The following is a 25075-nucleotide window of genomic DNA, read 5'->3' on the forward strand; positions in this document are numbered from 1 at the left end:
AGAACCCCATGTTTACCGGCATCATCGAATCCATCGGCAGTATCCGCGCACTGACCCCAAAGGGCGGTGATGTGCGGGTGCATGTCGAAACCGGCAAGCTCGACCTGAGCGACGTCAAACTCGGCGACAGCATCGCGGTCAACGGCGTGTGCCTGACCGCGGTTGAACTGCCGGGCAACGGCTTCGCCGCCGACGTCAGTCGCGAAACCCTCGACTGCACCGCCATGAATGACCTGAAAAGCGGCAGCCCGGTCAACCTGGAAAAAGCCCTGACCCCGACCACCCGTCTCGGCGGTCATCTGGTCAGCGGTCACGTCGACGGTGTCGGCGAAGTGGTTTCGCGCAGCGACAATGCCCGCGCCGTGGAATTTCGCATCCGCGCGCCGAAAGAGCTGGCCAAGTACATCGCCCATAAAGGCTCTATCACCGTCGACGGCACCAGCCTGACCGTGAACGCGGTCGATGGCGCCGAATTCCTGCTGACGATCATCCCGCACACCCTGAGCGAAACCATCATGGCGTCCTACAAGCCAGGTCGCCGGGTGAACCTGGAAGTCGACCTGCTGGCGCGTTATCTGGAGCGTCTGCTGTTGGGCGACAAGGCTTCAGAGCCAACGTCCGGCGGCATCACTGAAAGCTTTCTGGCCGCCAACGGCTACCTCAAATCCTGACTGAAGGGGGTGCCTTGTGGCGCTCAATAGCATCGAAGAACTGGTTGAAGACATCCGCCAAGGCAAGATGGTCATTCTCATGGATGACGAAGACCGCGAGAACGAAGGCGACCTGATCATGGCCGCCGAATGCTGCAAGGCCGAGCACATCAACTTCATGGCCAAATACGCCCGTGGCCTGATCTGCATGCCGATGAGCCGCGAGCGCTGCGAAACCCTGAAGCTGCCGCTGATGGCTCCGCGCAACGGTTCCGGTTTCGGCACCAAGTTCACCGTCTCGATCGAAGCGGCCGAAGGCGTGACCACCGGCATTTCCGCCGCTGACCGTGCGCGCACCGTGCAAGCGGCCGCCGCGAAAGACGCCAAGGCCGAAGACATCGTCAGCCCGGGCCACATTTTTCCGCTGATGGCCCAGGCCGGTGGCACCCTGGCGCGCGCCGGCCACACCGAAGCCGCCTGCGACCTGGCGCGCATGGCCGGTTTCGAGCCGAGCGGCGTGATCTGCGAAGTGATGAACGATGACGGCACCATGTCCCGTCGCGCCGAGCTGGAAGCCTTCGCCGCTGAACACAACATCAAGATCGGTACCATCGCCGACCTGATTCACTACCGGATGATCCACGAACGTACCGTTCAGCGGATTGCCGAGCAGCCGCTGGACAGCGAACTGGGCCAATTCAACCTGGTGACCTATCGTGACTCCGTGGAAGGCGACGTGCACATGGCACTCACCTTGGGCACCGTTTGCGCCGAAGAACCGACCCTGGTTCGCGTGCACAACATGGACCCGCTGCGCGACCTGCTGATGGTCAAGCAACCGGGCCGCTGGAGCCTGCGCGCCGCCATGGCTGCGGTTGCCGAGGCCGGCAGCGGTGTGGTGCTGTTGCTCGGTCATCCACTGGATGGCGACGTGTTGCTGGCGCACATCCGCGAAACCGGCGATCAGGCCGCACCGAAAAAACCGACCACCTACAGCATCGTCGGTGCCGGTTCGCAGATCCTGCGTGACCTCGGTGTGCGCAAAATGCGCTTGATGTCGGCACCGATGAAGTTCAATGCGATATCCGGTTTCGATCTGGAAGTTGTAGAATACGTGCCCTCCGAATAATGACCGGTTGTTTCCGGCCCTGTATTCGCGGCAAATAAATCACTGAGGGACGCGAAACAGACGCGTCCCGGCTCTTTAAGAGATCTGACGAATGACCCTGAAGACCATCGAAGGTACCTTCATCGCCCCTAAAGGCCGCTACGCTTTGGTAGTGGGCCGCTTCAACAGCTTCGTGGTTGAAAGCCTGGTCAGCGGTGCAGTTGATGCCCTGGTTCGCCACGGCGTGAGCGAAAGCGACATCACCATCATCCGCGCACCTGGCGCCTTCGAAATCCCGCTGGTTGCGCAGAAAGTCGCCCAGAAAGGCGAGTTCGCAGCAATCATCGCCCTGGGCGCGGTCATTCGTGGCGGTACTCCGCACTTCGAATACGTGGCTGGCGAGTGCACCAAGGGCCTGGCCCAGGTGTCCATGGAGTTTGGCGTACCGGTCGCTTTCGGCGTCCTGACCGTTGATTCCATCGAGCAAGCCATCGAACGTTCCGGCACCAAGGCCGGCAACAAAGGTGCTGAAGCTGCCCTGTCCGCTCTGGAAATGGTCAGCCTGCTGGCGCAGTTGGAGGCCAAGTGATTAGCGACGAAAGCGATCGTTTCAACCCGCGCGATCCGAAACCTGCGGATGCCGGCAAGCCATCGAAAAGCGCCAAGCGCCGCGAAGCCCGTCAGCTCGCGACCCAGGCCCTGTATCAGTGGCACATGGCTCGGCAGTCGTTGAACGAGATCGAAGCGCAGTTCCGGGTCGATAACGATTTCACCGATGTCGACGGGGCTTACTTCCGCGAAATCCTCCACGGGGTTCCGCAGTTCAAGACTGAAATCGACACCGCGCTCACGCCTTGCCTGGACCTGGCGATCGAAGAGCTGGACCCGGTTGAACTGGCAGTTCTGCGCCTGTCCACCTGGGAACTGCTCAAGCGCGTCGACGTGCCGTACCGCGTTGTGATCAACGAAGGTATCGAGCTGGCCAAGGTGTTCGGTTCGACCGACGGCCACAAGTTCGTCAACGGCGTGCTCGACAAGCTGGCTCCGCGCCTGCGTGAAGCTGAAGTGAAGGCGTTCAAGCGCTGATCGGCGCTTGAATACTTTTTCTCAGCCATGGGCGAGTTTGAGCTGATCCGCAATTTCTTCGCCGCCGCGCCTTGTGCGCAGGGCGGCGAAGGCGTTGCACTGGGGATCGGTGACGACTGCGCCTTGCTGGCGGTCCCTTCCGGGGAACAGCTGGCGGTTTCCACCGATACGCTGGTGGCCGGTGTGCATTTCGCCGACCCCTGCGATCCGTTTCTGCTCGGTCAGCGCTCGCTGGCCGTGGCGGTCAGCGACCTCGCTGCCATGGGCGCCACGCCCGTCGCCTTTACCCTTGCCCTGACTCTGCCGACGGTGACTGCCGATTGGCTGCAAGCCTATGCCCGCGGTTTGAACCGCATGGCGCAGGGCTGCGGCGTGGCACTGGTGGGCGGCGACACGACCCGCGGGCCGTTGAGCCTGACCGTCACCGTGTTCGGCCGCGTCCCGGCCGGCATAGCGTTGACCCGCAGCGGCGCGCAGCCGGGCGATCTGCTGTGTGTCGGCGGTGAGCTGGGCAATGCCGCCGGGGCCTTGCCGCTGGTGCTGGGTCAGCGTGACGCCGAGTCTCACATCGCCCAGCCGCTGCTTGATCATTACTGGTCGCCGCAACCGCAACTCGCTCTCGGTCAGGCCCTGCGTGGCAAGGCCACTTCGGCGCTGGACATCTCCGATGGGCTGCTCGCCGATTGCGGTCACATCGCATTGGCCTCGAAGGTCCGCCTCGAAGTCGAGCGCGAGCGCGTTCCGTTGTCGGAGGCGCTGGTGGCGTTTCTCGGTCAGCGCGGCGCCGAACGTGCGGCGTTGAGCGGTGGCGATGACTACGTGCTGGCCTTCACCCTGCCGGCCGTCGAGTTGCCGGCGCTGCTCGCCGATGGCTGGCCGATCCATGTGATCGGTCGTGTGACGCAGGGCCAGGGCGTGGTGCTGCTGGATCGCGACGGGCACGACATCACCCCGCAAATCCGGGGTTATCAACATTTTCAGGAGTCACCGTGACAGATCACCCGAAACAGGTTCCGGCCGAATTCGTTCCGCCGTCGGTCTGGCGCAATCCCTGGCATTTCCTCGCGTTCGGTTTCGGCTCGGGCACCTTGCCCAAGGCGCCGGGCACTTGGGGCTCGTTAGTTGCGCTACCCTTTATTCCGTTGTGGCAAATGCTGCCGGACTGGGGTTACTGGCTGATGCTCGGGATCACCATGCTGTTCGGCTTCTGGCTGTGCGGCAAAGTGGCGGACGATCTGCGGGTGCACGACCACGAAGGCATCGTCTGGGACGAAATGGTCGGGATGTGGATCACCCTGTGGCTGGTGCCGGAAGGCTGGTACTGGTTGCTGGCCGGGTTCCTGGTGTTCCGCTTCTTCGACATTCTCAAGCCGTGGCCGATCCGCTGGATCGACCGGCATGTTCACGGCGGCGTCGGCATCATGCTCGACGATGTGCTGGCCGGCGTGTTCGCCTGGTTGGCGATGCAGGGGCTGGTGTGGATTTTCGCCTGATTTCCAGGCGTGGATGAGGGGCACAGGGATGACTCGACGCTGGTTGGCGATAGTGGTTTTGACCTTGCTTGGCGCCGTGGCCCAGGCACAGGACGCACCGCCGTCGGTCATTCACCTGGCCAGTGAAGATTGGGAAGACTACACCGCCGCCGACGGCCATGGCCTGGCCTGGGATGTGTTGCGCAAAGTGTTCGAGCCGGCCGGCGTGACCCTGGATATTCGCTCCGTGCCCTACACTCGTTCGGTGGGGCTGGTACAACTGAAGGAAGTCGATGCACTGGTCGGTTCCTATCGCGGCGAAGCCGAGCAGGTGCTGTACCCGAAATGGAATTTCGATTCCGACCACATCTACGCGCTCGGCCTGGCCAGCAATCCGCCGCCAACCCAGGCAACGCTGGGCAAGTACCGACTGGCCTGGGTGCGCGGCTATCGCTACGAAACCTATCTGCCGAACGTCAAACGCTTCAACCAGATCGAGCGCCGCACCGGGATCCTGTCGATGCTCAAGCAGGGGCGGGCGGATTACTACATCGATGCGCTGACGGAAATCGAAGCGGTGCTGCGAAACGCCGCCGATCCTTCGCAGTACCGTTATTCGCATCTGGCGGAATTGCCGCTGTACCTCGGCTTCGCCGACACCCCGCAAGGCCGGGCGCTGATGTCGATCTACGACCAGCGCATGGAGCAACTGGTGAAAAGCGGCGAGTTGAAGCCGATCTTCGAGCGCTGGAAGCAGCCGTATCCGTTCGAGTAAAGGCGATAGCGACGAGCCTGTCATCAAACTTTTTGATAGTTATCCCCGATAATTCAGCCTAAGCGCCTCTGGGAACCTGCTGTTACAATGCCGCCCAGCGAATCTCGGACTTTTCAGATCAGGAGCACACCGGTGCCTGTCGTTTTTGTCGCCGCTTCCAAGCTGCCAACGCCTTTTGCGCAATTCACCATGCACGGTTTTCTCGACGAAGCCACCGGCCGCGAGCACGTCGTGCTGAGCCTGGGCGAGATTGCCGACGGTGCCCCGGTACTCGGCCGTCTGCACTCCGAATGCCTGACCGGCGATGCCTTGTTCAGCCAGCGTTGCGACTGCGGCTCGCAACTCGAAGGCGCCCTCAAAGCCATCGCTCGCGAAGGTCGTGGCGTGTTGCTGTATTTGCGTCAGGAAGGGCGCGGCATCGGTCTTTTGAACAAGATCCGTGCCTACGAATTGCAGGACGGCGGCGCCGACACCGTTGAAGCCAACGAGCGTCTGGGCTTTGCCGCCGACCAGCGTGACTACGCCATGTGCCTGCCGATGCTTGAGCATCTGGGCGTCAAATCCCTGCGCCTGATGACCAACAACCCGCGCAAGGTCAAAGCCTTGACCGACATGGGCATCGTCGTCGCCGAGCGCGTGCCGCTGCACACCGGCCACAACCCGCACAACAAACTCTATCTGGCGACCAAGGCCAGCAAGCTCGACCACATGATGGGCAACGAGCATCAGGGCGAGGTAGACCGGGCGTGACCCGCGGGCAAGTGCGGCGCCGTCTGTCGATCGCCTGGTGGAAATACCTGGCGCTGGCGCTGTTGCCGCTGTTCGTGATCAACGGAGTGTTCGGCCAGGGCGAGGCGATTCTGCCGGTCTTGGCGATGCCTTTGTTTATCGCTGGCGTGGCGTCGATGTTTGTCAGCCTGAAGTTTTTCGGGCGCTACAAACATGCGCTGATCGCCACGCAAAAAGCCCTCGATACCCCTGAAGAACCCGCTGCCTGGATCGCCCTGGCGGCCTGCCTTCGCAGCGCGTTCGTGGTCGCGGCGCTGCCGGCATGGATCGGCGCGCTGGCGGTGTTCGTCGGCCTTGAAGCGGTGCCGCTGATGTTGCTGGCGCTGTCCACGGCGGTGCTGTTCTACCTCTACCGTATCCCGCGTCAACTCGCTTGATGCGGCGTCTCTGGCTGGCGGTTCTGCTGTTGGCCGTCAGCGGTGAAACGCTGGCCGCCCTGCGGGTGGTCAGCCTCGCGCCATCCCTGTCTGAAATCGTGGTTGAACTGGATTCGGCCGATCTGCTGGTCGGCGTGCTGGATGCCGGTGAGCGTCCTTCCGCGATCAAGGACGTGCCTTCGGTGGGCCGTTACGGCCAGCTCGACATGGAACGGCTGCTCAGCCTCAAACCTGACTTGTTGCTGCTATGGCCCGGCAGTGTTGGCCCGGCCCAGCGCGATCAGCTCAAGCGTCTGAACATTCCGACGTTCGTTGCCGAGCCTCACAGTCTCGAACAGCTGACTGCGCAGATTGAGGGCATCGCGATACAGCTCGGTCGTCCTGAGCGTGGGATCGCGCGGGCCAGCGAGTTGCGGCAAAAACTCGATAAGCTGCGCCAGCGCTACCGCCGCGAAGTACCGCTGCGGGTGTTCTACCAGGTCTGGGACAAGCCGCTGTACACCGTCGGTGGCGGGCAGATCATCAGCGATGCGCTTGAAGTGTGTGGCGCACGCAATGTGTTCGCCGACCTGAGCCTGCCAGCGCCACAGGTGAGCATCGAAGCGGTTTTACAGCGTGATCCCGAAGTGATTCTGGCTGGCGATCAGCCGCAACTGGATGCGTGGAACGCCTGGCCACAGGTGACAGCGGTCAAGCACGGGCAGTTGCTGCTGGTCACCGACAAAGGCCTTGAGCGTCCGAGCGGGCAGATGATCGAGGCGACCGCCAAGCTCTGCCAGCTGATCGCGCCAGATCGTTAGAACTGCGGCGTCCAGGTCACGCCGAACATGAACGCCCGACCTTCCTCGCGATAGCCAAACTGACTGCCGTCATGGCTGTACAGCGCCCGGCTGTAACTCTTGTCCAGCAGGTTGTCGACCTTGAAATCCAGTTTGATCTCGCGGTTCAGCGCCCAGCTGCTGCGCAATCCGAGTAGTGCATAACCGCCCAATGGTTGCTGATTGTTCAGGTCGTCATAACTGCTACTAACGGCCTGCCAACTGGCGCCGAGGCCAAGGCGATCGAACTGTCGGTCCAGATCCCAGCTCAGGGTGCGACGGGCACGACGTGCCAGGGTGTGGCCGGTGTCGCGGTCGCGGGGATCGATGATCGCCACGCCGAGGTTGCTCTGCCAGCCGAACAGCTCCTGTTTCAGCGCTGCTTCGAAGCCGTTGATCCGCGCCGAGGCGACGTTTTCCGGGCGTGAGTTGCTGCCGAAGATGATCGCGTCTTCCAGATCGGTCCGATACAACGAGGCTTCGAGGCGAGTGCTGTCGCTCAACTGGCTGCGCCATTGCAGCTCGTAGCTTTTCGAGGTTTCCGGTTTCAGGTCGGGGTTGCTGAAGTCCGGGTAATACAGATCGTTGAAGGTCGGCGCGCGGAAGCCTTCGCTGTAGCTGAGCAGCAGATCGTTGTCCGGGTTGACCGGCAAGGTCAGCGTGCCGCTCCAGCTGTTCTGCCCACCGAATTGCTGGTTGTCGTCACGGCGCAGGCCCAGTTCGGTGGAGAAACTGTCGGCCTGGAAGCGATGCTGGATGAACGCGGCGCGGTTCCAGCGGCTGTCTTCGTCGAACGCGGTGCTGCTGTTGATGCGGTCTTCGTACCAGTCGCCGCCAAGGATCAGGCTGTTGCGCGCATCGAGGGTCAGATCGTTCTGCCAGGTCACCGAATCACGGTAGGTGTTGAACACAGAGCGTTCGTCGCTGAGCTTGTCGAAGGACTTCTCGCGGTTTTCGCTGTGGCCGAGTTCCAGGCGCGACTTCCAGCGCTCGTTGATCCGCGCGTCGATGTAGCTGCTGAAACTGCTGACGGTGAAATCGCTGTACGGTTGCTGCTGCACAGAGTCGAAGGTCACCGGGTCGAAGCGCCCGAACGGGTTGTCGAACTCGCTTTTGCCACGGTTATCCAGCAGGTTGGCGCCGACTTCGATGTCATCGGTCAGCGCATGGCTGAGGCTCAGGCTGATGGATTTGTTGCGGTAGGCGTCATGATCGCTGTCGCTGGGATACGACTCGTGGGTGCGGTCGAGGCCGGCGGTTTCATCGAGGCTGGCGCCGAGGTTGAAACGGGTTTTCTCGTCACCTCCGGAGAGGCCGGCACTGCGTTCCCAGGTCTGGTTGCTGCCGAATCCCACATGCATCCGGGGCTGCAAGCCTTGTTCGCCGCCGCGCCGGGTGAAGATCTGGATCACCCCGCCAATCGCATCGCTACCGTAAATCACCGAGCGCGAACCGCGCAGCACTTCCACGCGCTCGATCTGCTCGATGTTCAGGTGTTGCAGGTTGCTGTCACCGGAGGTGGAGTTGCCGATGCGCTGGCCGTCGACCAGCACCAGGCTCTGCGCCGATTGCGTGCCGCGAATGTAAATTCCCGGCAGGCTGCCGCGTCCGCCGGTTTGCGCCACTTGCACGCCCGGCACCCGCTGCAGCAGGTCGGTGACGCTACGAGGTTGCAGGCGTTCGATTTCTTCACGGGTGAACACGGTGTTGGCGGCGCTGCTGTCGTTGCGCGCTTCGACCTGGCGGTTGGCGCTGATCAGCACGTCCGGCAGCTTCAGGGCCTGATCGCGTTCGAAGGTGTCGGCGAGGGTGTTGGCGGATGGCAGCAGCAGGAGGGGCAGGGCGAGACGCGAGAGGTTCATCGGAGTCCGTTGGTACTTGAGGTGTTCACAAATCAAATGTGGGAGCGAGCCTGCTCGCGATTGCGGTGTGTCAATCGGCATTTAAGTGACTGACAGTGCGCTATCGCGAGCAGGCTCGCTCCCACATGGGCATTGCGTTTTACTTGTTAAGCAGTTCCAGGCGCTCACGCACCGCCGCTTCGATCCCGGCCTCATCCAGCCCGCACTCGGCCAGCATCTGCGCCGGCTTGGCGTGCTCGACGTAAACGTCCGGCAAGCCCAGGTGCAGCACCGACTTGAGGATGTTCTCGCGGGCGAGGAATTCGCTGACCGCGCCACCAGCGCCGCCCATGATCGCGTTTTCTTCGATGGTTACCAGCAGATCGTGGCTGTTGGCAATCTCGCGCACCAGCGCTTCGTCCATCGGCTTGACGAAACGCATGTCGACCACGGTCGCGTCCAGCGTCTCGGCGACTTTCAGGGCTTCGGCCATTTGCACGCCGAACACCAGCAGGGCGACCTTGCTGCCCTGACGACGCACCACACCCTTACCGATCTCGATCGGTTCGAGGTCTTTTTCGATGGTCGCGTTCGGGCCGTTGCCGCGTGGATAGCGCACCGCCGCCGGGCCGTTGTACAGGTGGCCGGTGGTGAGCATTTTGCGCAGTTCGTTTTCATCGCTCGGGGTCATGATGACCATGCCCGGGATGCAGCGCAGGAACGACAGGTCGAAGCTGCCGGCGTGGGTCGGGCCGTCTTCGCCCACCAGACCGGCGCGGTCGATGGCGAACAGCACGTCGAGGTTCTGCACCGCGACGTCATGCACCAACTGGTCGTAACCGCGTTGCAGGAACGTCGAGTAGATCGCCACCACCGGTTTCGCGCCTTCGCAGGCCATGCCGGCAGCGAGGGTCACGGCGTGTTGCTCGGCAATCGCCACGTCGAAGTAGCGCAGCGGGAAGCGTTCGCTGAACGCCACCAGATCCGAGCCTTCCTTCATCGCCGGGGTGATGCCCACCAGTCGCGGGTCGGCAGCGGCCATGTCGCACAGCCATTCACCGAACACGCCGGAATACTTCGGCCCGCCGGCCTTTTTCGGCGCAGCGGCCGGGGCGTCCAGCGGTTCGAGCTTGGTGATGGCGTGGTAACCGATCGGGTCGACTTCCGCCGGGGCGAAGCCTTTGCCCTTTTTGGTGACGATGTGCAGGAACTGCGGGCCTTTCAGATCGCGCATGTTGCGCAGGGTGGCGATCAGGGTCGGCAGGTCGTGGCCATCGATCGGGCCGATGTAGTTCCAGCCCAGTTCTTCGAACAGGGTGCCAGGGACCAGCATGCCCTTGGCATATTCTTCGGTACGACGGGCGATTTCCCAGGCGCCGGGCAGGCGCGACAGCACTTTCTTGCTGCCTTCACGCATGCTCGCGTAAGTGCGGCTGGAAAGGATCTTCGCCAGATAGTTCGACAGCCCGCCGACGTTGCGCGAGATCGACATGTCGTTGTCGTTGAGGATCACGAGCATGTTGGCGTCGACTTCCGGCGCATGGTTCAGCGCCTCGAACGCCATGCCGGCGGTCAGTGCACCGTCGCCGATCACCGCAATCGCCTTGCGATCACTGTTCTGCAGGCGGGCGGCGATGGCCATGCCCAGCGCTGCGCTGATCGAGGTGCTGGAGTGGCCGACGCCGAATGTGTCGTACTCGCTCTCGGAGCGGCGCGGGAAGGCGGCGATGCCGTCCTTCTGGCGCAAAGACTCCATGCGCTCGCGACGACCGGTGAGGATCTTGTGCGGATAAGCCTGATGACCGACGTCCCACACCAGCCGGTCGTCCGGGGTGTCGAAGACGTAATGCAACGCGATGGTCAGCTCGATGACGCCCAGGCCGGCACCGAAATGCCCACCGGTCTGGCCGACCGTGTAGAGCAATTCCAGGCGCAACTCATCAGCCAGGGTTTCCAGCTCGGCTTCGCCTAACCGGCGCAGGCCGTCCGGCGTGTTAGCGCGGTCGAGCAGGGGCGTGGTCGGGCGCTTGCGGGGAATCTCATGAAACGTCGTGGGCATCAGGCGAATCGTTATAGGTATAAAAGATGCGGCAGTTTACCTGATGCATCGCCCCCTGCCCACGCGTTGGTCTTTTTTGGCAGATAAGCCTTCAGTTACGCCGATCGACGATATACCGGGCCAGATCGCGCAACGGCTCGGCAGCCGCGTCAAACGGTCGCAGCGCGTGCAGGGCCTGATCGCGCAGTTCCAGTGCGTAAGCCTTGGCCGCGTCGAGGCCGAGCAGGGCCGGGTAAGTTGGCTTGTCGCGGGCGATGTCGGCACCCTGGCGCTTGCCGAGGGTTTCGGTATCGCTTTCGACGTCGAGGATGTCGTCCTGGACCTGGAATGCCAGACCGATGGCCTGTGCATAAGTCTGCAGGGACTTGAGTTCATCCTTCTCGGCACGGCCGCTGGCCAGGGCGCCGAGCTTGACGCTGACTTCGATCAGCGCGCCGGTCTTGTGCCGGTGCATCTGTTCCAGCGCTTTCTGGTCGAGCTTGAGGCCGACCGAACCGAGGTCGATGGCCTGACCGCCGACCATGCCGGCCGGGCCTGCCGCGTGCGCCAGCGCTGTGACCTGTTGCAGGCGGATGTCCGCGCTCAGGTCGCTCAGACGCGGGTCGAGCAGGGCGCTGAACGCCAGGCTCTGCAAGCCGTCGCCGGCCAGAATCGCGCAAGCTTCGTCGAATTTCTTGTGGGTGGTTGGCTGGCCGCGACGCAGATCGTCGTCGTCCATCGCTGGCAAATCGTCGTGTACCAGCGAATACGCGTGGATCAGCTCAACCGCACACGCCGCGCCGTTGGCCTGTTCAGCCTTGCCGCCAAGGGCTTCACACGCCGCGTAAGCCAGAAGCGGACGCACGCGTTTGCCACCGTTCATCACGCTGTAGCGCATGGCTTCATAGAGACGCGCCAGTTCTGGCAGCGGGGCGTTGAACAGGGTTTCCAGTGCCGCGTTGACCCGCGCCTGGCTGGTGGCCGAATACGCTGCAATCATTCTGGCTGATCCGCGTCGAAGGGTTCCTCGGCGAGTTCGCCATCGCGCTCCAGCAACACCTGGACCTTCTGCTCGGCCTGGGCCAGCGCCGCCTGGCAGTCACGGGTCAGGCCGATGCCCTGCTCAAAAGCGGTCAACGAGTCTTCCAGCGACAATTCACCGTTCTCCAGACGCTCCACCAGCGTTTGCAGGTCGGCGAGGGACTGTTCGAAATCCAGTGCAGCTTTTTTGCGGGCCATGGCGGCTAATTCCGGTTGACGTTAAACCGGCGCGACACTAGCAGATAGGGGGGGTATGGGCAAATGAGCGGGGCGGGTCAAAGCCTTGAAATGGCGAAGGCGCTAGCTGATTAACCTGAGCAAAATATGACGGAAAGGCGCTTGTTTCAGAAAGTCTCTCGCCAATTGCGGGTGTTCTTTGAGCAAGCTGACGAACGCTTTTATCCACTTTTCCCGTTCTCGAATGAGTGCTGCACTATGGAGCCCAAGCATATCTCGCGTTTGACGAACCAAATGCCTATTTCTCCTGTTGAGATCGGGCATGGGTTCCAGTGAACCATCTGACGATAAAGAGAACTGCTCATTGCAACCGGGAGCGGGCTCAATCGGGAGAAGCCGATCTCCTTTTCGCTGGCCACATCCGTCTGACCGGATACACCCGTGTGCATAGTTGGTGTAAGAGAAGGTCAAGTGAGGGTGGCCATCACTACCGCGCTTGGGCTTGATGTGGTCAATTTGACCTGTGTCGGGTTGCAGCGGCATTTCACAGTAAACGCAAAGTCCACCTTGATCATTATGGAGGCTCGCCTTCACGATTTTCTTCACCGGGCGGAAAGCCTCTCCATCAAAATCATCTGGTCCCGCGCCGGGATAAGTTTCGTTGAAATCCAGCAGTGCTTTTGGGGGAGCGGGGTTGTGAGTCAACTCAATCATTACGCGTCTTCCTGACCTGCGCCGCGAGGAACGTCCAGAGCGTCATGTCAGCCTCGGAGATTTCGTAACCAGCGTTATCCAGTTCCTGTTTCAACTGGGTAGCTTTTGGGCTGTTACCGGCACCATCCCGGAACAATTGTTCGTACGCGTGGGCAGTTTCAACGATCGCCATCGGAGGGCGGGTGTTGACATTCATGACGCCCGCCAACGCATCTCCGGATTCCTGTGCCAAGGGACTCATAGCCGGTTGTTCTGAAACCCAGCCTTGCTCGTCCTTGTGAATGACACGGATCTGCTCACGATTCGCCGTCGTCAAGACCTGAGGACTATGTGTGCTAACGATGAACTGAATTTTCGGGAACGCTTTGCGCAGTGCTGCCAGGACCTGTTGTTGCCAGGCAGGATGTAGATGCAAATCGACCTCGTCGATCAGAACAATACCTTCTGTGAGCAATGGGGCTTGATCCTCAAACTGACCATTCAGGCGCGCGCAGCGAAATGCCATGTCGGCAGTCAATGAAATCATCGCTCGAACGCCATCACTCAGCAGGCTGATTGGCAGAAGCCCATGATCAGGATGAGACATTGCGAGATCTTCATAGCCAAGGCTGTAGTGAAAGTTACTCCAGCCTTCATTCTCCAGAACCAGATTTACTGCATTTTGAATGCCGGTGATTCTTGGCTTCAGATCCGATTGCTCGTAACCCGGCAACTCTTGTTGTTGAAGCAAAGCCATTGTCGCCTTCCGCATCCATTGCTGCATTTGCACAAAATTTGATGCAGAAGACAGGCAGTCTTCATACCCCATGGTTCTGCTGGCACTAACCACCGCTTTTCGTGAGCTGTTGTTGTGTGTGATCCAAAGGCGTCCAGCTGGGTAATAGCTGATTAGCGGCAAAGCAGTTGCAGCCTTGGTTCGTGCTAACTCTTGAAGGTTTTTGCCCCAGTTGGCCAGTGAGGTGGCTTCTTTTGTAGTCGTACGGCTTTTGGGGCCATGCAGTGCTCGTTGCCATTGGATGGCGGGATCATCGAGGACAGCATCAATGATGACTGGAAATCTCTGTTCGTTTTCGAAGCTGTTGCCGAGACGAACGTAACGAGCATCGGTTCGCTCAATGTGCTTGGATTTGCCCATATCGAATGCGCCGACAAATGGCCCGAGCGCGGTGGCAATGGCTTCAAGTATTGTGGTTTTACCCTGCCCGTTACGTGCGGCAATGACCGTCAGCTCAGGATGGAAGTCGATTTCAATGTCTTCAAATCGACGGAAATCCTTTAGTTTCAGTTTGCGCAGCTTCACAGGAGTACCTCTATTTTTTCCGTCCTTGCCGACGGATTTTCTGGCCGTAGTTGACCATGAGATGACATTGAGCTCCAGTCGAAATCTTGAATTGAAACTGGATAATGCTTGGCAGCGCGCTCAGTCTGGAGAGTTGATTTGGTAGCGACTGCTCCGCCCTCCTGCGGCTGTCCGTTTCAAACATTTTTTCTTGACCAATTCAGCCAAATGCCTGGTTGCTGTGGCCTTGGACAGTTTTGTTTCCGACTGATACTGCGCTGCACTGATACCGTGCTCGAAACCGCGCTCACCACCGTCGAGCAAACGATTGAGCACTTTGATCTGCTCCGCCGACAGCCCGGATTCCCGGTGCGCCTGCCAGAAGCGTGATTTTCCCAACACACTTTCAATCCGCGCGATGGCCTGTTGCAGACTGCGCAGCAGGGTTTGCAGGAACCATGCGAGCCAGTCGGTGATGTCCAGCGTGGCTTTCTGGCTGGATTCGAGAATCCGGTAATAGCCCGCACGATCATCGAGAATGCTGGCGGACATCGCATAAAAACGAATGGCCTGCGCTTCGCCTTGAGCCAATGCCAGATCGGTGAGGGTGCGAGTCAGGCGCCCGTTGCCGTCATCGAACGGGTGCAAGGTGACGAACCAGAAATGCGCGATGCCTGCTCGCAGCAAAGGATCGAGGCCTGCCTGATGCTGACTGGCGTCGAACCATTTGAGAAAACTGTCGAGTTGTCGCTCGAGGCCTTGTCGCGGTGGCGCCTCGAAATGCACGGTCGGGCGGTCGATTCGCCCTGAAACCACCTGCATCGACTCATCGCCGCGTAAAGCGCCGACATTGATCGCGCGCGCGAAGAATCCGTTTTCCTGTTCTGGAAACAGCCACGAATGCCATTCCAGCAGACGCTCCAGCGTCAGCGGTTCGGCGAAGCGCCGGGTCGCATCAAGCATGAGCTGCGCCAGCCCCTCGCTGCGTTGACTGACTTTGTCGCCATCGGGTAATTCCAGCCCCAGGCGCAGTGCCAGCGAAGATCGCACGGATCCGACATTCAACTGCTCACCCTCGATGGCCGAGGAGGTCACGATGTTTTGCAGCAAAGCGTCCAGCTCTGTCTGCGCGCTCAGTGAATGGCTCACCGATCCCGCCATGCCCATCAATTGACCTTGTGCCTGAACACACTCGCGCAACAACGGTGCCAAGCATTCCGCCTGCCAGTTGAAGTCGGGCCAATCAGGCTGCTGCCAGATCCAGTGAGTCGCCATTAATTGCTGATCCTGAGTGCGTGAGCCGATTGGAAACGCTATTCGGCTCATTTCGTGAGCCGAATATGACGCCTAATCGGCTCATCGTCCACTGGTCGCCGTGATTCCTACCGCAAATCCAGATGTATCCGATTGTTAAAAAACTGCCGAATCGCTAACCTTCGCGCCTTCTACGACCCGACAGTCACGGGTCTTTAAGACGAAACGCAGTTTTCACCGCTGTGAAGTACCGAGGATCGGGTGCAAGGTTTCGTCAGGCATGGCAGGAGGCATCACATGCGTTCACTTCTTTTGCTGCTGATCGGGTTGGCCTGCGCGCCCGCGCTGCTGGCGGCGCCGAGCGCGGAGCTGTCGGAGCCGGTGGGCGGCTGGCGCTATCACGGGCTGCTCGATCGCACGGAAAACCCGCAGGTCGCCTATCCCACGCCGCCCATCGATCGCGGCATCCAGCGCAATCGCACAATGATCCAGGGTCAGCTCAAGGCGATCGGGCATCTGCGTCCGCCCCACAGCCTGGCGGTGAATGGCAATCCACTGAATCTGTACACCGACGACGATGGGCGTTTCGCCCGGCCGTATGCGTTCGGCGCCGGCTCCAACAGCGTCGAAGTGATCAGCGCCGACGGCCAGCCGCTCAAGCGCGTTCAATTCTACGAAGCCAATAACCTGCGCACGCCGGCGCGGATCCGCGTGGTGCTCGGTTGGGACGACCCTAAAGCCGAACTCGACCTGCACGTCATTACGCCTGACGGCCAGCACGCCTTCTGGGCGCGCCCGGCGATGAGCAATGGCGGCGGGCTCGATCCGGACGGTGTCGACGGCCCCGGCCCGGAAATGTTCACCATGACCGCGCCGCTGCACGGCACCTATCTGGTTTACGTCAACTATTGGGGCAACTTCGGTAACGGCGGCTATAACTTCGAGGAGACCAGCAACCAGAACGAGGTCATCACCTCGCAGATCACGCTGGTGCTCAACGAAAACACCGTCGACGAAAAACGCGAAACGTTCATCGTGCCCCTGCGGGCCATCGGTGATCTGCTGCTGGTCAAGACTTTCAACTATTAAGCATCCCGCCACGGATGAACTCGGGTTCTGGAAAGATGAGCGATAACACTGCTGCACCGGCCGCCGTAACACCTGCCGGCAAACCTTCCCGGCGCTGGCCGTTACTGGCGGTTGGGCTGTGCCTTGTCGCCGGCGTGGCGGGCGGGCTCGGCTGGCTGATGCACAAACCCAAGGCGCCACCGGCGGAGCTGGCCAGCGACAGGCTTGGCCTGAGCCGCCCGGACGCGCTGCTGGAAACCCGCTCCCTGAGCCAGTTGCCCAAGGACCTGCTGACGGTGCCGTTCCTCAAGGCCACGCTCACCGAGGATTTCGTTTTCTATTACGAAACCCACGCTGACCGTCTCGGGCTGATCGGCAGTCTGCGGCGGATCATCTACGAGCATGACCTGAAGTTGCAGGACAGCCTGATCGAGCAGCTCTTCGATCAACCGGCAGACGTGGCGTTGTGGCGCGGCGCCGATGGTCGGCTGAAGGATTTCCTGCTGGTGATGGATCGCGGCGGCCTGGCCAAGGTGCTGGAGCCGCTGGCGAAAGTCGCCCTGGATGATTCGCAACTGAGCGTGCTCAGCACCCTGAAAGCCGGCGGCGACGAAGTGCCGCTGTATCAGCTGACCTACAACGCCGGCAAATCCCTGTTGTTCGCCTCCCGTGGCGACAAACTGGTGGTGCTGTCGAACCCGACCAAATTCTACGACCTGGAAAGTGGTGCTTCCGAGGAGTCCGGCCACGTCTCGCCGCAAGCGCTGGCGGCTTTGCTCAACGGCGAAAAACTGTTCCCCGAAGCGTTCGGGCTCACGGCCAAAACACCTGAAACCAAACAACGTCTGTCGGTCAATTCCAGCGTCCTGGCCATGGGTTACCAGCGCTTCATCCCGAATTTCGCCGGCCTGCGTTTCGACATGGACGACAAGGGCTGGCACAGCTTTCTGGCCATGGATGAGCTGGAAAACCAGCCGGACTTCGATTTCAAACCGGTCTGGCAAGCCATGCCGCTGGGCGCCAGCGCCTGCGTGACCTTGCCGGTGGCGGCCGAGCCGCAGAAACCGTTGCTGGTGAAACTCGGCGCCGAAGAAGCGGTGGCGCACAAACTCACCGAACACGTGGCCGGCGCCGCGGGCCTGTGCTGGTACGCCGATTCGCGCCTGTACACGCCCTTGCTGGTGGCCAGCCTGAACGACGAAGACAATGGCCAACTCGACGCGGATATCGGCACGCTGTTCGATTCGATGGTCGGCGCCTACGAAGGCAAGGTCGACGAACACGCGTTCCCGGTGGTCGAGAAGCAGGAAGGCCAGAGCCACCTCTGGCAGCGTCAGGTCAGTTCCAACTTCGGCCCTTACGCGGCCAAGGATGCCGAGAATCCGGACGCGATCACCGGCCGTGCGTTCATGAAAGTCAGCCTGGCGCGTCACGGTTCGACGCTGCTGTTTTCCCTCGACGACAAACTGGTCGACAAGGCCCTTGGCACCCTCGACAAGCGCTTCCCGCCGATGGCCGACGTACTGCCGAAAGACGTGCTGATGCCGATCTACTTCGGCCCGGACTCGATGGCGCAACTGATCCAGCAGGAAACCCTCGACAGCCTGCCGCAGGACATGGAGCCGGTGTTCTACAACGCCGCGCAAACCTACCTGATCCCGAAACTGCGCACTCTCGGCGGCATGGGCAAATACGCTCTGACCCTGCCTGAAGGCAGCGAGCCTGACGGTCACTGGCAATGGCTGCCGCTGGAGTGGAAAGCGCTGTGACTGCATTGATTCGCAGCCTTGGCCTGCTGGCGTTGTTGCTCAGTGCCGGTGCCCGAGCCGTTGAGGCTCCGGCCCTCGATCCGCAGCAGTCGCAGGTGTTTCGTGCCTGGTTCGTGCGCATCGCCCAGGAACAATTGAGCAAAGGCCCGAGCCCGCGCTGGTATCAGCAGGATTGCGCTGGCCTGGTGCGGTTTGCCGCCAACGAAGCGCTGAAAGTCCACGACGACAAATGGCTGCGCAGCAATGGCGTGTCCAACCGCTACCTGCCGCCGGAGCTGGACCTGAGCGCCGATCAGCGCAAGCTCGCCCAGCAATGGCAGCAGGGCGGCGGCAAGGTCGGGCCGTACGTCAACGCGATCAAACTGATTCAGTTCAACAGCCATCTGATCGGCCGCGACGTGTCCCAGGCACGGCCCGGCGATCTGATGTTTTTCGATCAGGGCGACGACCAGCACCTGATGATCTGGATGGGCCGCTACATCGCCTATCACACCGGCACGACCACCCCAACCGACAACGGCATGCGTTCGGCAAGCCTGCAGCAACTCATGACATGGAAGGACACCCGATGGATACCCGACGCAGCCAACCCCAACTTCATCGGCGTCTATCGACTGAATTTTCTCTCCCAATGACCGGTGCCCGCATGCTGCGTTTACTGCCTTTTCTGTTGCTGTTGACCCTGCCGTTTTCGGCCGTGAATGCCGAAGACACCGTGGAGCCAAGCGGCTACACGCCGGTGTCCGGTGAAAGCTTTTTCCTGCTGGCCGACAGCAGTTTCGCCGCCGACGAACAGGCGGTGGTGCGCCTCGAAGCGCCGGGCCGTGACTATCGTCGCTTCCGTATGGAGCCGTACGGCGGCGCCGATATCCGGGTGTACAAGATCGACAAGCCGCTGGACTTCCTCAAGCGCCAGAAGAACCTGCACCGCGTGGTCAGTGACGGCCAGTTCAAGGGCGAAGGCCTGTCGAACACCCTCGCGTACCTGTGGGACAACTGGTACCGCAAATCCCGTCGGGTGATGCAGCGTGCGTTCTCCTACGAGTCGCGTCAGCAAGTCACCGAGGAAGTGCCGGAGCTGAAGATGGGCAATGCCATCGCCGCGCCGACGCCGTACGACGCGCAACCGCAGTTCGCCCTGATTCCGGGTCTGCCGGTGGTCAGCCAGTTCCGTTATCCGCTGTGGCAAGCGAAGCCGATCCAGCCGCCGACCGGCGTCAATCTGGCCGGGTCTTCCAGCGAGTTTGTCAGCGTTGCGCCGGGTAACGTCTACATCCCGCTGGGCAATCTGAAACCGGGCCTGTATCTGGTCGAAGCGCTGATTGGCAAGTACCGCGCGACCACCATGGTTTTCGTTTCCAACACCGTTGCGGTGAGCAAGATTGCCGGTGATGAATTGCTGGTGTGGGCCGCGCGCAAACACGAAGGCAGCTCGGTGCCGAAGGTCAACGTGCTGTGGACCGACGGCCTCGGCGTGATGAGCAGCGGCGCCACCGATACCGATGGTCTGCTGCGCCTGAAACACGTCAGCCCCGAGCGTTCGTTCGTGATCGGCGAGGACGAAGAGGGCGGCGTATTCGTCTCGGAAAACTTCTATTACGACAGCGAAATCTACGACACCAAACTCTACGCCTTCACCGACCGGCCGCTGTATCGCCCGGGTGATTGGGTGTCGCTGAAAATCGTCGGCCGTGAATTCAAGAACGCGCGGGATTCGGTATTGCCGGGCGCGGCGGACGTCAATGTCAGCGTGCTCGATGCGACCGGCACCGAGCTGCAGCGCCTCGACCTGAAACTCGATTCGAAGGCCGGCACCCAGGGCCGTTTCCAGTTGCCGGACAACGCGGTGGCCGGTGGTTATGAGCTGCGTTTCAACTACAAGGATCAGGCCTACAGCAGTGCGTTCCGGGTGGCGGAGTACATCAAGCCGCACTTCGAAATCTCGCTGAACCTGGCCAAGCAGGATTACCGCACCGGCGAACCGGTGAAGGGCAGCCTGGTGCTGCTGTACCCGGACGGCAAACCGGTGGCCAACGCCAAACTAACCCTGAGCCTGCGCGCCCAGCAACTGTCGATGGTCGACAACGAACTGCAATACCTCGGGCAGTTCCCGGTGGAGCTGACCAGCACCGAACTGACCACCGACAGCAAGGGCAACGCGACCCTCGACCTGCCGGCCGCCGACAAGCCAAGCCGCTACATGCTCACCGTGTTTGCCAGCGATGGCGCGGCGTATCGGGTCAAGACCACCAAGGAAATCCTCATCGATCGCGGCGCCGCCAGTTTCCGTCTGACTGCGCCGCAGCGCTTCAGCTCGGTGGGTGACAAGGTCGCGTTCAGCTATGCCAACGAGGTCGGCAGCCAACAGGCCCAGGCCGTTGTGCCGAGCAGCTACAGCTGGGTGCGCCTCGAAGACCAGACCACCGGCGAAGGCAAACTGGCGGCGAAGGACAAAGGCTTCAGCGTCGCTTTCGATCGCCCGGGCACCTACAACCTGTCGCTGAAAGATCAGCACGGCCGGGTGCTGGGTGCGACCGGTCATTCGGTCACCGGCGACGGCGTCAAGGCTGTGCCGGGCACCGTGGAAATCGTCCTCGACAAACCCGAGTACAAGGCCGGCGATGAAGCGCTGGCGCTGATCACCTTCCCGGAGCCGGTCAGCGATGCACTGCTGTCGCTGGAACGTGACAAGGTCGAAGCCACCGCGCTGCTGGCCAAGGGCGGCGACTGGCTGAAACTGGAAAAGCTCAGCGATACCCAATACCGCGCACGCATTCCGGTGAAGGACAATTTCGCGCCGAACCTGACGTTCTCCGTGCTGTACACCAAGGGCGGTCAGTACAGCTTCCAGAACGCCGGGATCAAGGTTGTTGCGCCGCAGATCGACGTGGCAATCAAAACCGACAAAGAGACCTATCAGCCGGGCGATACCGTGACCGTCGACCTGACCACGCAGTTCGCCGGCAAGGCTGTGCCGGCGCACCTGACGGTCAGCGTGGTCGACGAAATGGTCTATGCGCTGCAACCGGAAGTCGCGCCGACCATCGACCAGTTCTTCTATCACCCGCGCCGCAACAACGTGCGCACCAGCGCCAGCCTGTCGTTCATCAGCTACGACGTGGCGCTGCCGGGCAGCCCCGGCGCACCGGGCAAAGCCAACCGCAGCGAGCGTGGGGTGAAAGTGCTGGAGCGGCCGCGTCGCGAAGACGTCGATACCGCTGCGTGGCAGCCGGAATTGCTGACCGACGCTGACGGCAAAACCCGTTTCACCTTCAAGATGCCGGACTCGCTGACCCGCTGGCGCATCACCGCGCGAGCGATTGCCGATGACGGGCAGGTCGGGCAGAAGAAGCAGTTTGTCCGCTCGGAAAAACCGCTGTACCTGAAGTGGAGCGGGCCGAGCAAATTCCGCAAGGGCGATCAGCCGCAACTCGGCGTGTTCGCCTTCAGCCAGGCCGAGAAACCGGTCAAGGCTGAGCTGGTGACGCATTACGCCGGTACCGAACAGCGCCTGCCGGTGACCCTCAACAACGGCATCAACTACCTGCCGCTGCCGGCCTTCGCATTGGCCTCCGGCGAATGGACCGCCGAACTGGTGCAGGACGGCAAGACCGCCGACGCCCTCGCGGTGCGCCTGACCGCCACCGGCGAAGGCTGGCAAGTAACGCAGACCCAGAGCCTCGATGTGGCCAGCGGCGACACGCCGTTGAGCCTGCCGGCAGACGCCACCGATATTCGCCTGCGTCTGGATGACAGTCCGCAAGCGCTGTTCCGTTCGGCCCTCGACGATCTGCTCAGCTATCCGTACGGCGGCGTCGAACAGACCGCCAGCCGCTTGCTGCCGTTGAGCATCGCCTATCCGTCGCTGGCGTCGAGCCCGCAGATCCGCGACCGCTTGCGCCTGATCATGCAGAACAGCCGTCTGCGCCTGGTGCAAATGGCCGGGCCGTCAGCGAGCTTCACCTGGTGGGGTTTCGATGGCGAGCCGGATGCGTTCCTCACCGCTTACGCCTATTACGCCGACTGGAACGCCAGTCAGGTGCTGGATCTGACCTTGCCGCCGGAGCACTGGCAGCGGGTGCTGGAGGTCTACGCCAAGCAGGCGCCGAACACGCCATTGCTGCAACGGGCGCTGATCCTGTCGTTCGCCAAGCAGATGCATCTGCCGGTCAACACGCTGCTCAGCGGCTTGATGGAGGATCTGGCCAAGGCCGGAGAAGGCAATGCCGAAACCCTGATGGACGACGGCGAAGACAGTCTGGTGATGGGCGATCCGGATTCGGCGCTGGGTCTGGCGGCGGCGCGGGTCTTGGCCGCATCGTTGGCCACCCAGTCGAAAGTCGCTTTGCCGGACGCGTTCAATCGTCAGCTGGGCGCTGCGCAACAGCGCTTGTCCGTCAGTTCGCAGCCGTTTGCCGAAGCGCTGAACCTGTCGCTGCAACCGTTCGATCAGGCTCGCGCGACAGCGTTGTTGCAACGCCTGTTGCCGCAGCAATCGACCCTCGAACGTGCGCTGGCGCTGACCTGGCTGCAACGCAGCATCGCCCAGGCATCACCGACCATCGCGCTGGCACCGGGCGAAGGCTGGAAGAAAAACTATGGCGCGACCGGCGAGATGTACTGGACGTGGCAGGGTGCTACGCCGGTGCCGAGCGTGTTGTCGGTATCGGGCACTCAGGAGCGTCCGTTGCGCGCCGCGCTGAGCTTCCAGACCCAGCAACCGGCGGTCGATCCGATGGCCGTCACTATCACTCGTCGCCTGTCGCGTCTGGTGCCGGGTGACGAAGCCTTCACCTTCAAACTGGAGCCGGTCGGCACTAAACCGCTGTCCAGCGACAGCCTGTATCTGGACGAGGTGATCCTCACCAGCAAAGCACCAAAACCGCTGCGCTACGGCATGCTCGAAGTACCGCTGCCGCCGGGCGCGGATGTCGAGCGCACCACGTGGGGCATCAAGTTGCAGGGCAAGGACGGCACCGAGCCGACCGCGCTGGAGAAGGCGCGTTTCGAGCCGGGTCAACTGGCCTATGCGGTGCCAGTGGATGCGCTGAGCGGCGAATTGCGTCTGCGCCATTTGGTGCGGTTCTCGCAGAAGGGCCAGTTCAACCTGCCGCCGGTGCGTTTCACTCAGGTCTACGCGCCGCAGCATCAAGCCCGCGAAGCGAAAGCGGCCCTCGGTCAGGTCACGGTCAACTGACATGACCCGGCTGCTGGTCTGGCTGCTGATGTGTGTGATTCCTGCGCTGGCGACGGCGCAGGATGAGCCGTTGCGCGTGGCCTACAAGGGCGAACTGCTGTCGCTGAACACTACGCAACTGACTGCTCGCGAGCCGTTGCCTTCGTCGCTGGATACGCCGCTGGGTAGTTTGTGGAAGGTGTTTGTCTACGCGTGGCTGGTGGATACCGGCGCGCGGGAACCGGCTTATGAATGTCGTGGGCAGTCGAAGGAAGAGGTTTATTGCTGCAGCGCGGGCGGGAAGATCGAGCGTGATCAGGCGCTGGTGAAATCCTGTGGGCTGTATTTCGAGCCGGCGCGGTTGGGCATAACTGCTGGCGATTGGAAAGTCTATTGGCAGGCGCGACGGGCGCCGTCGTGGTTGCTGGATTTGCCATCGGTGCAGCCGGCTACTCGGGTTTCCGTGGCTGACTTGCTGAAGGTTCTGGCTTTGCTGCCGGCTCAGGAGCAGATGCGTCGGGTGCTGCTCGACGTGGTGCTGAACGCGGCGGACGGCAATGTCGTCGGCGAACTCGGCGGGCGCTTGCGGGTGAAAACCTGGAGCTGGCTCGGCGATCAGGACCCGCAATCACGTCAGGGTGGATTCGCCGGCTGGACGGCGGATGGCTCGCCGATCTGGGCCGGTGGCCGGGGCACCAGTCAGATGGTTCTGCGGCATTACGGTGCTGCGTTGGCGACAGTGTTGCCTGCTTCCTGGCCGGCGGAAGCGGGGCGTTGTGTTGAGGTGGGATTGTTCTCGCGATATCCGGTTTCGCGGGTTCTGTCCGGTGATCGGGGGATGAGTTCCGGCCCGTTGCAGGGCGATTACCGCGTGGAGTTCGCCAATGGCAATGCGCTGGATATCCACAGCGACGGCGAACTGTTTCTGCTCAACGACAAACTGGTCGCCCGGCTGGATCGCGAGGAGTACGTCGCCCGTGTGCTGGAGCGTGAAGCCAAATCTGAACCGGCCGAAGCCGCGAAAGCGTTAGCCGTGGCGATCCGCACGTATCTGCTGCAAAACGCCACGCGCAATGGCGAATGTTTGAGCATCGACGACAGCAGCACTCGCCAGCGTGTTGCACCGCGTCCTGCTTCCGCCGAATCCCGCAACATCGCCGCATGGACGGCGGATCTGGTGTTGGCCGGCAGCACCGTCACCTATCACTCCGATCAACCCGGCCCCGACAAACTCGCCTGGCAGCAAGCCGTCGAACAAGCCAATGCCGGCCAGCGCTACGACGCGATTCTGCTGCACGCCTACCCGCGCGCCAGCCTCAGCCGCTGGGACAACCCGGTGGCGTCCTGCGAAGCACTGCCCGCCGCGCAGGACTGGCTGCAAAAACAGCGGCGCGGCTGGCGTCCCAGGCTGGAAAGCGAAACCGGCTACAACGAAGTCAGCACCTTCGCCGTTTGCAAACTCGCCTTCGGCCGCCCCTTCGTCGACCGCGAACGCCAGCGCATCTACGTGCGCGGCGTGCTGTCCTTGCAGGATCGCCTGGACCTGACTCACGAATACCTGCACCTGGCCTTTGAAGCTCACCCCAACGGCCAGGATGAAACCTATATCGAAGGGCTCGCCCGTCACCTTTTGCTGGAATAGA

General features: G+C 61.7%; 22 protein-coding genes. 15 read left to right on the plus strand and 7 right to left on the minus strand.

What is annotated here, in order from left to right:
• Positions 1 to 8 precede the first annotated feature (8 nt).
• The 10 genes from ACM6JM_RS26065 to ACM6JM_RS26110 all read left to right on the plus strand — a co-directional run bounded on the left by ACM6JM_RS26065 (position 9) and on the right by ACM6JM_RS26110 (position 7057).
• A complete protein-coding gene (locus ACM6JM_RS26065) occupies positions 9 to 671 on the plus strand; it encodes a riboflavin synthase (protein ID WP_039771924.1) in 663 nt (220 codons plus the stop codon).
• Between the two features lie 16 nt (positions 672 to 687).
• The gene (gene ribBA / locus ACM6JM_RS26070; protein ID WP_039771922.1) at positions 688 to 1779 is read left to right on the plus strand and encodes a bifunctional 3,4-dihydroxy-2-butanone-4-phosphate synthase/GTP cyclohydrolase II; all 1092 of its coding nucleotides are present in this window, start codon (positions 688 to 690) and stop codon (positions 1777 to 1779) included.
• A gap of 91 nt (positions 1780 to 1870) precedes the next feature.
• Positions 1871 to 2347, plus strand: a complete 477-nt coding sequence (gene ribE, locus ACM6JM_RS26075; RefSeq protein ID WP_003228649.1) for a 6,7-dimethyl-8-ribityllumazine synthase — start codon at positions 1871 to 1873, stop codon at positions 2345 to 2347.
• Complete coding sequence (gene nusB / locus ACM6JM_RS26080) at positions 2344 to 2844, plus strand: transcription antitermination factor NusB (RefSeq protein WP_024014489.1); 501 nt, start codon at positions 2344 to 2346, stop codon at positions 2842 to 2844. Before ribE ends, nusB begins: the two co-directional genes overlap by 4 nt.
• Positions 2845 to 2871: 27 nt before the next feature.
• Positions 2872 to 3837 (plus strand): thiamine-phosphate kinase, encoded by a 966-nt coding sequence (thiL, locus tag ACM6JM_RS26085; protein WP_414882747.1) that lies wholly within the window; start codon positions 2872 to 2874, stop codon positions 3835 to 3837.
• Complete coding sequence (locus ACM6JM_RS26090) at positions 3834 to 4337, plus strand: phosphatidylglycerophosphatase A (RefSeq protein ID WP_007910933.1); 504 nt, start codon at positions 3834 to 3836, stop codon at positions 4335 to 4337. The genes thiL and ACM6JM_RS26090 overlap by 4 nt, the downstream gene beginning before the upstream one ends.
• A 28-nt stretch (positions 4338 to 4365) precedes the next feature.
• A complete protein-coding gene (locus ACM6JM_RS26095) occupies positions 4366 to 5091 on the plus strand; it encodes a substrate-binding periplasmic protein (RefSeq protein WP_414882748.1) in 726 nt (241 codons plus the stop codon).
• Between the two features lie 132 nt (positions 5092 to 5223).
• Positions 5224 to 5841 carry a GTP cyclohydrolase II gene (ribA, locus tag ACM6JM_RS26100; RefSeq protein WP_007955551.1) on the plus strand — a complete coding sequence of 206 codons (618 nt, stop codon included), beginning with the start codon at positions 5224 to 5226 and terminating at the stop codon, positions 5839 to 5841.
• Positions 5838 to 6257 carry a hypothetical protein gene (locus ACM6JM_RS26105; protein ID WP_011336131.1) on the plus strand — a complete coding sequence of 140 codons (420 nt, stop codon included), beginning with the start codon at positions 5838 to 5840 and terminating at the stop codon, positions 6255 to 6257. The genes ribA and ACM6JM_RS26105 overlap by 4 nt, the downstream gene beginning before the upstream one ends.
• The gene (locus ACM6JM_RS26110) at positions 6257 to 7057 is read left to right on the plus strand and encodes a cobalamin-binding protein (protein WP_074691627.1); all 801 of its coding nucleotides are present in this window, start codon (positions 6257 to 6259) and stop codon (positions 7055 to 7057) included. The genes ACM6JM_RS26105 and ACM6JM_RS26110 overlap by 1 nt, the downstream gene beginning before the upstream one ends.
• Here the strand turns inward: ACM6JM_RS26110 and ACM6JM_RS26115 are convergent.
• The 7 genes from ACM6JM_RS26115 to ACM6JM_RS26145 all read right to left on the minus strand — a co-directional run bounded on the left by ACM6JM_RS26115 (position 7054) and on the right by ACM6JM_RS26145 (position 15440).
• Positions 7054 to 8937: a TonB-dependent receptor domain-containing protein gene (locus tag ACM6JM_RS26115; RefSeq protein ID WP_414882749.1), complete on the minus strand. Its 1884-nt coding sequence runs from the start codon at positions 8935 to 8937 to the stop codon at positions 7054 to 7056. The two genes, ACM6JM_RS26110 and ACM6JM_RS26115, sit on opposite strands and share 4 nt — an antisense overlap.
• Positions 8938 to 9076: 139 nt before the next feature.
• Entirely contained in the window at positions 9077 to 10975 is a 1899-nt protein-coding gene (dxs, locus tag ACM6JM_RS26120) for a 1-deoxy-D-xylulose-5-phosphate synthase (RefSeq protein ID WP_085668093.1), read from the minus strand.
• Positions 10976 to 11066: 91 nt separating this feature from the next.
• Positions 11067 to 11954: a (2E,6E)-farnesyl diphosphate synthase gene (ispA, locus tag ACM6JM_RS26125; RefSeq protein ID WP_064599720.1), complete on the minus strand. Its 888-nt coding sequence runs from the start codon at positions 11952 to 11954 to the stop codon at positions 11067 to 11069.
• On the minus strand, positions 11951 to 12193 hold the full coding sequence (locus tag ACM6JM_RS26130) for an exodeoxyribonuclease VII small subunit (protein ID WP_007894317.1): 243 nt from the start codon (positions 12191 to 12193) through the stop codon (positions 11951 to 11953). Before ACM6JM_RS26130 ends, ispA begins: the two co-directional genes overlap by 4 nt.
• Positions 12194 to 12295: 102 nt before the next feature.
• The gene (locus ACM6JM_RS26135) at positions 12296 to 12886 is read right to left on the minus strand and encodes a retron system putative HNH endonuclease (RefSeq protein ID WP_084777013.1); all 591 of its coding nucleotides are present in this window, start codon (positions 12884 to 12886) and stop codon (positions 12296 to 12298) included.
• Positions 12879 to 14186, minus strand: coding sequence for an AAA family ATPase (locus ACM6JM_RS26140; protein ID WP_064382206.1), 1308 nt, complete (start codon positions 14184 to 14186; stop codon positions 12879 to 12881). The genes ACM6JM_RS26135 and ACM6JM_RS26140 overlap by 8 nt, the downstream gene beginning before the upstream one ends.
• 120 nt (positions 14187 to 14306) lie before the next feature.
• Entirely contained in the window at positions 14307 to 15440 is a 1134-nt protein-coding gene (locus tag ACM6JM_RS26145; protein WP_414882750.1) for a Fic family protein, read from the minus strand.
• Between the two features lie 276 nt (positions 15441 to 15716).
• On the opposite strand from ACM6JM_RS26145, the gene ACM6JM_RS26150 reads away from it, so the two are divergent.
• Genes ACM6JM_RS26150 through ACM6JM_RS26170 form a run of 5 tightly spaced genes read left to right on the plus strand, consistent with a single transcriptional unit; the run spans position 15717 to position 25074 of the window.
• The gene (locus tag ACM6JM_RS26150; protein WP_085648667.1) at positions 15717 to 16508 is read left to right on the plus strand and encodes a YfaP family protein; all 792 of its coding nucleotides are present in this window, start codon (positions 15717 to 15719) and stop codon (positions 16506 to 16508) included.
• 35 nt (positions 16509 to 16543) lie between these two features.
• Positions 16544 to 18256, plus strand: a complete 1713-nt coding sequence (locus ACM6JM_RS26155; protein WP_414882751.1) for a DUF2138 domain-containing protein — start codon at positions 16544 to 16546, stop codon at positions 18254 to 18256.
• Positions 18226 to 18891, plus strand: coding sequence for a DUF1175 domain-containing protein (locus tag ACM6JM_RS26160; RefSeq protein ID WP_039771902.1), 666 nt, complete (start codon positions 18226 to 18228; stop codon positions 18889 to 18891). The genes ACM6JM_RS26155 and ACM6JM_RS26160 overlap by 31 nt, the downstream gene beginning before the upstream one ends.
• Positions 18888 to 23453, plus strand: a complete 4566-nt coding sequence (locus ACM6JM_RS26165) for an alpha-2-macroglobulin family protein (protein ID WP_414882752.1) — start codon at positions 18888 to 18890, stop codon at positions 23451 to 23453. Before ACM6JM_RS26160 ends, ACM6JM_RS26165 begins: the two co-directional genes overlap by 4 nt.
• Before the next feature lies 1 nt (position 23454).
• Positions 23455 to 25074: a DUF2300 domain-containing protein gene (locus tag ACM6JM_RS26170; protein WP_414882753.1), complete on the plus strand. Its 1620-nt coding sequence runs from the start codon at positions 23455 to 23457 to the stop codon at positions 25072 to 25074.
• The last annotated feature ends 1 nt before the right edge of the window (position 25075 follow it).

The sequence above is a fragment of the Pseudomonas sp. IT-P2 genome, from assembly GCF_949767575.1.
Lineage (GTDB): Bacteria > Pseudomonadota > Gammaproteobacteria > Pseudomonadales > Pseudomonadaceae > Aquipseudomonas > Aquipseudomonas pharyngis.

Coding starts and splice junctions, on each gene's coding strand:
- ACM6JM_RS26065 (WP_039771924.1), top strand. CDS start 9: ATGTTTACCGGCATCATCGAATCCATCGGCAGTATCCGCGCACTGACC.
- ribE (WP_003228649.1), top strand. CDS start 1,871: ATGACCCTGAAGACCATCGAAGGTACCTTCATCGCCCCTAAAGGCCGC.
- thiL (WP_414882747.1), top strand. CDS start 2,872: ATGGGCGAGTTTGAGCTGATCCGCAATTTCTTCGCCGCCGCGCCTTGT.
- ACM6JM_RS26095 (WP_414882748.1), top strand. CDS start 4,366: ATGACTCGACGCTGGTTGGCGATAGTGGTTTTGACCTTGCTTGGCGCC.
- ACM6JM_RS26110 (WP_074691627.1), top strand. CDS start 6,257: ATGCGGCGTCTCTGGCTGGCGGTTCTGCTGTTGGCCGTCAGCGGTGAA.
- ACM6JM_RS26115 (WP_414882749.1), bottom strand. CDS start 8,937: ATGAACCTCTCGCGTCTCGCCCTGCCCCTCCTGCTGCTGCCATCCGCC.
- dxs (WP_085668093.1), bottom strand. CDS start 10,975: ATGCCCACGACGTTTCATGAGATTCCCCGCAAGCGCCCGACCACGCCC.
- ispA (WP_064599720.1), bottom strand. CDS start 11,954: ATGATTGCAGCGTATTCGGCCACCAGCCAGGCGCGGGTCAACGCGGCA.
- ACM6JM_RS26130 (WP_007894317.1), bottom strand. CDS start 12,193: ATGGCCCGCAAAAAAGCTGCACTGGATTTCGAACAGTCCCTCGCCGAC.
- ACM6JM_RS26135 (WP_084777013.1), bottom strand. CDS start 12,886: ATGATTGAGTTGACTCACAACCCCGCTCCCCCAAAAGCACTGCTGGAT.
- ACM6JM_RS26145 (WP_414882750.1), bottom strand. CDS start 15,440: ATGGCGACTCACTGGATCTGGCAGCAGCCTGATTGGCCCGACTTCAAC.
- ACM6JM_RS26150 (WP_085648667.1), top strand. CDS start 15,717: ATGCGTTCACTTCTTTTGCTGCTGATCGGGTTGGCCTGCGCGCCCGCG.
- ACM6JM_RS26155 (WP_414882751.1), top strand. CDS start 16,544: ATGAGCGATAACACTGCTGCACCGGCCGCCGTAACACCTGCCGGCAAA.
- ACM6JM_RS26160 (WP_039771902.1), top strand. CDS start 18,226: ATGGCTGCCGCTGGAGTGGAAAGCGCTGTGACTGCATTGATTCGCAGC.
- ACM6JM_RS26165 (WP_414882752.1), top strand. CDS start 18,888: ATGACCGGTGCCCGCATGCTGCGTTTACTGCCTTTTCTGTTGCTGTTG.
- ACM6JM_RS26170 (WP_414882753.1), top strand. CDS start 23,455: ATGACCCGGCTGCTGGTCTGGCTGCTGATGTGTGTGATTCCTGCGCTG.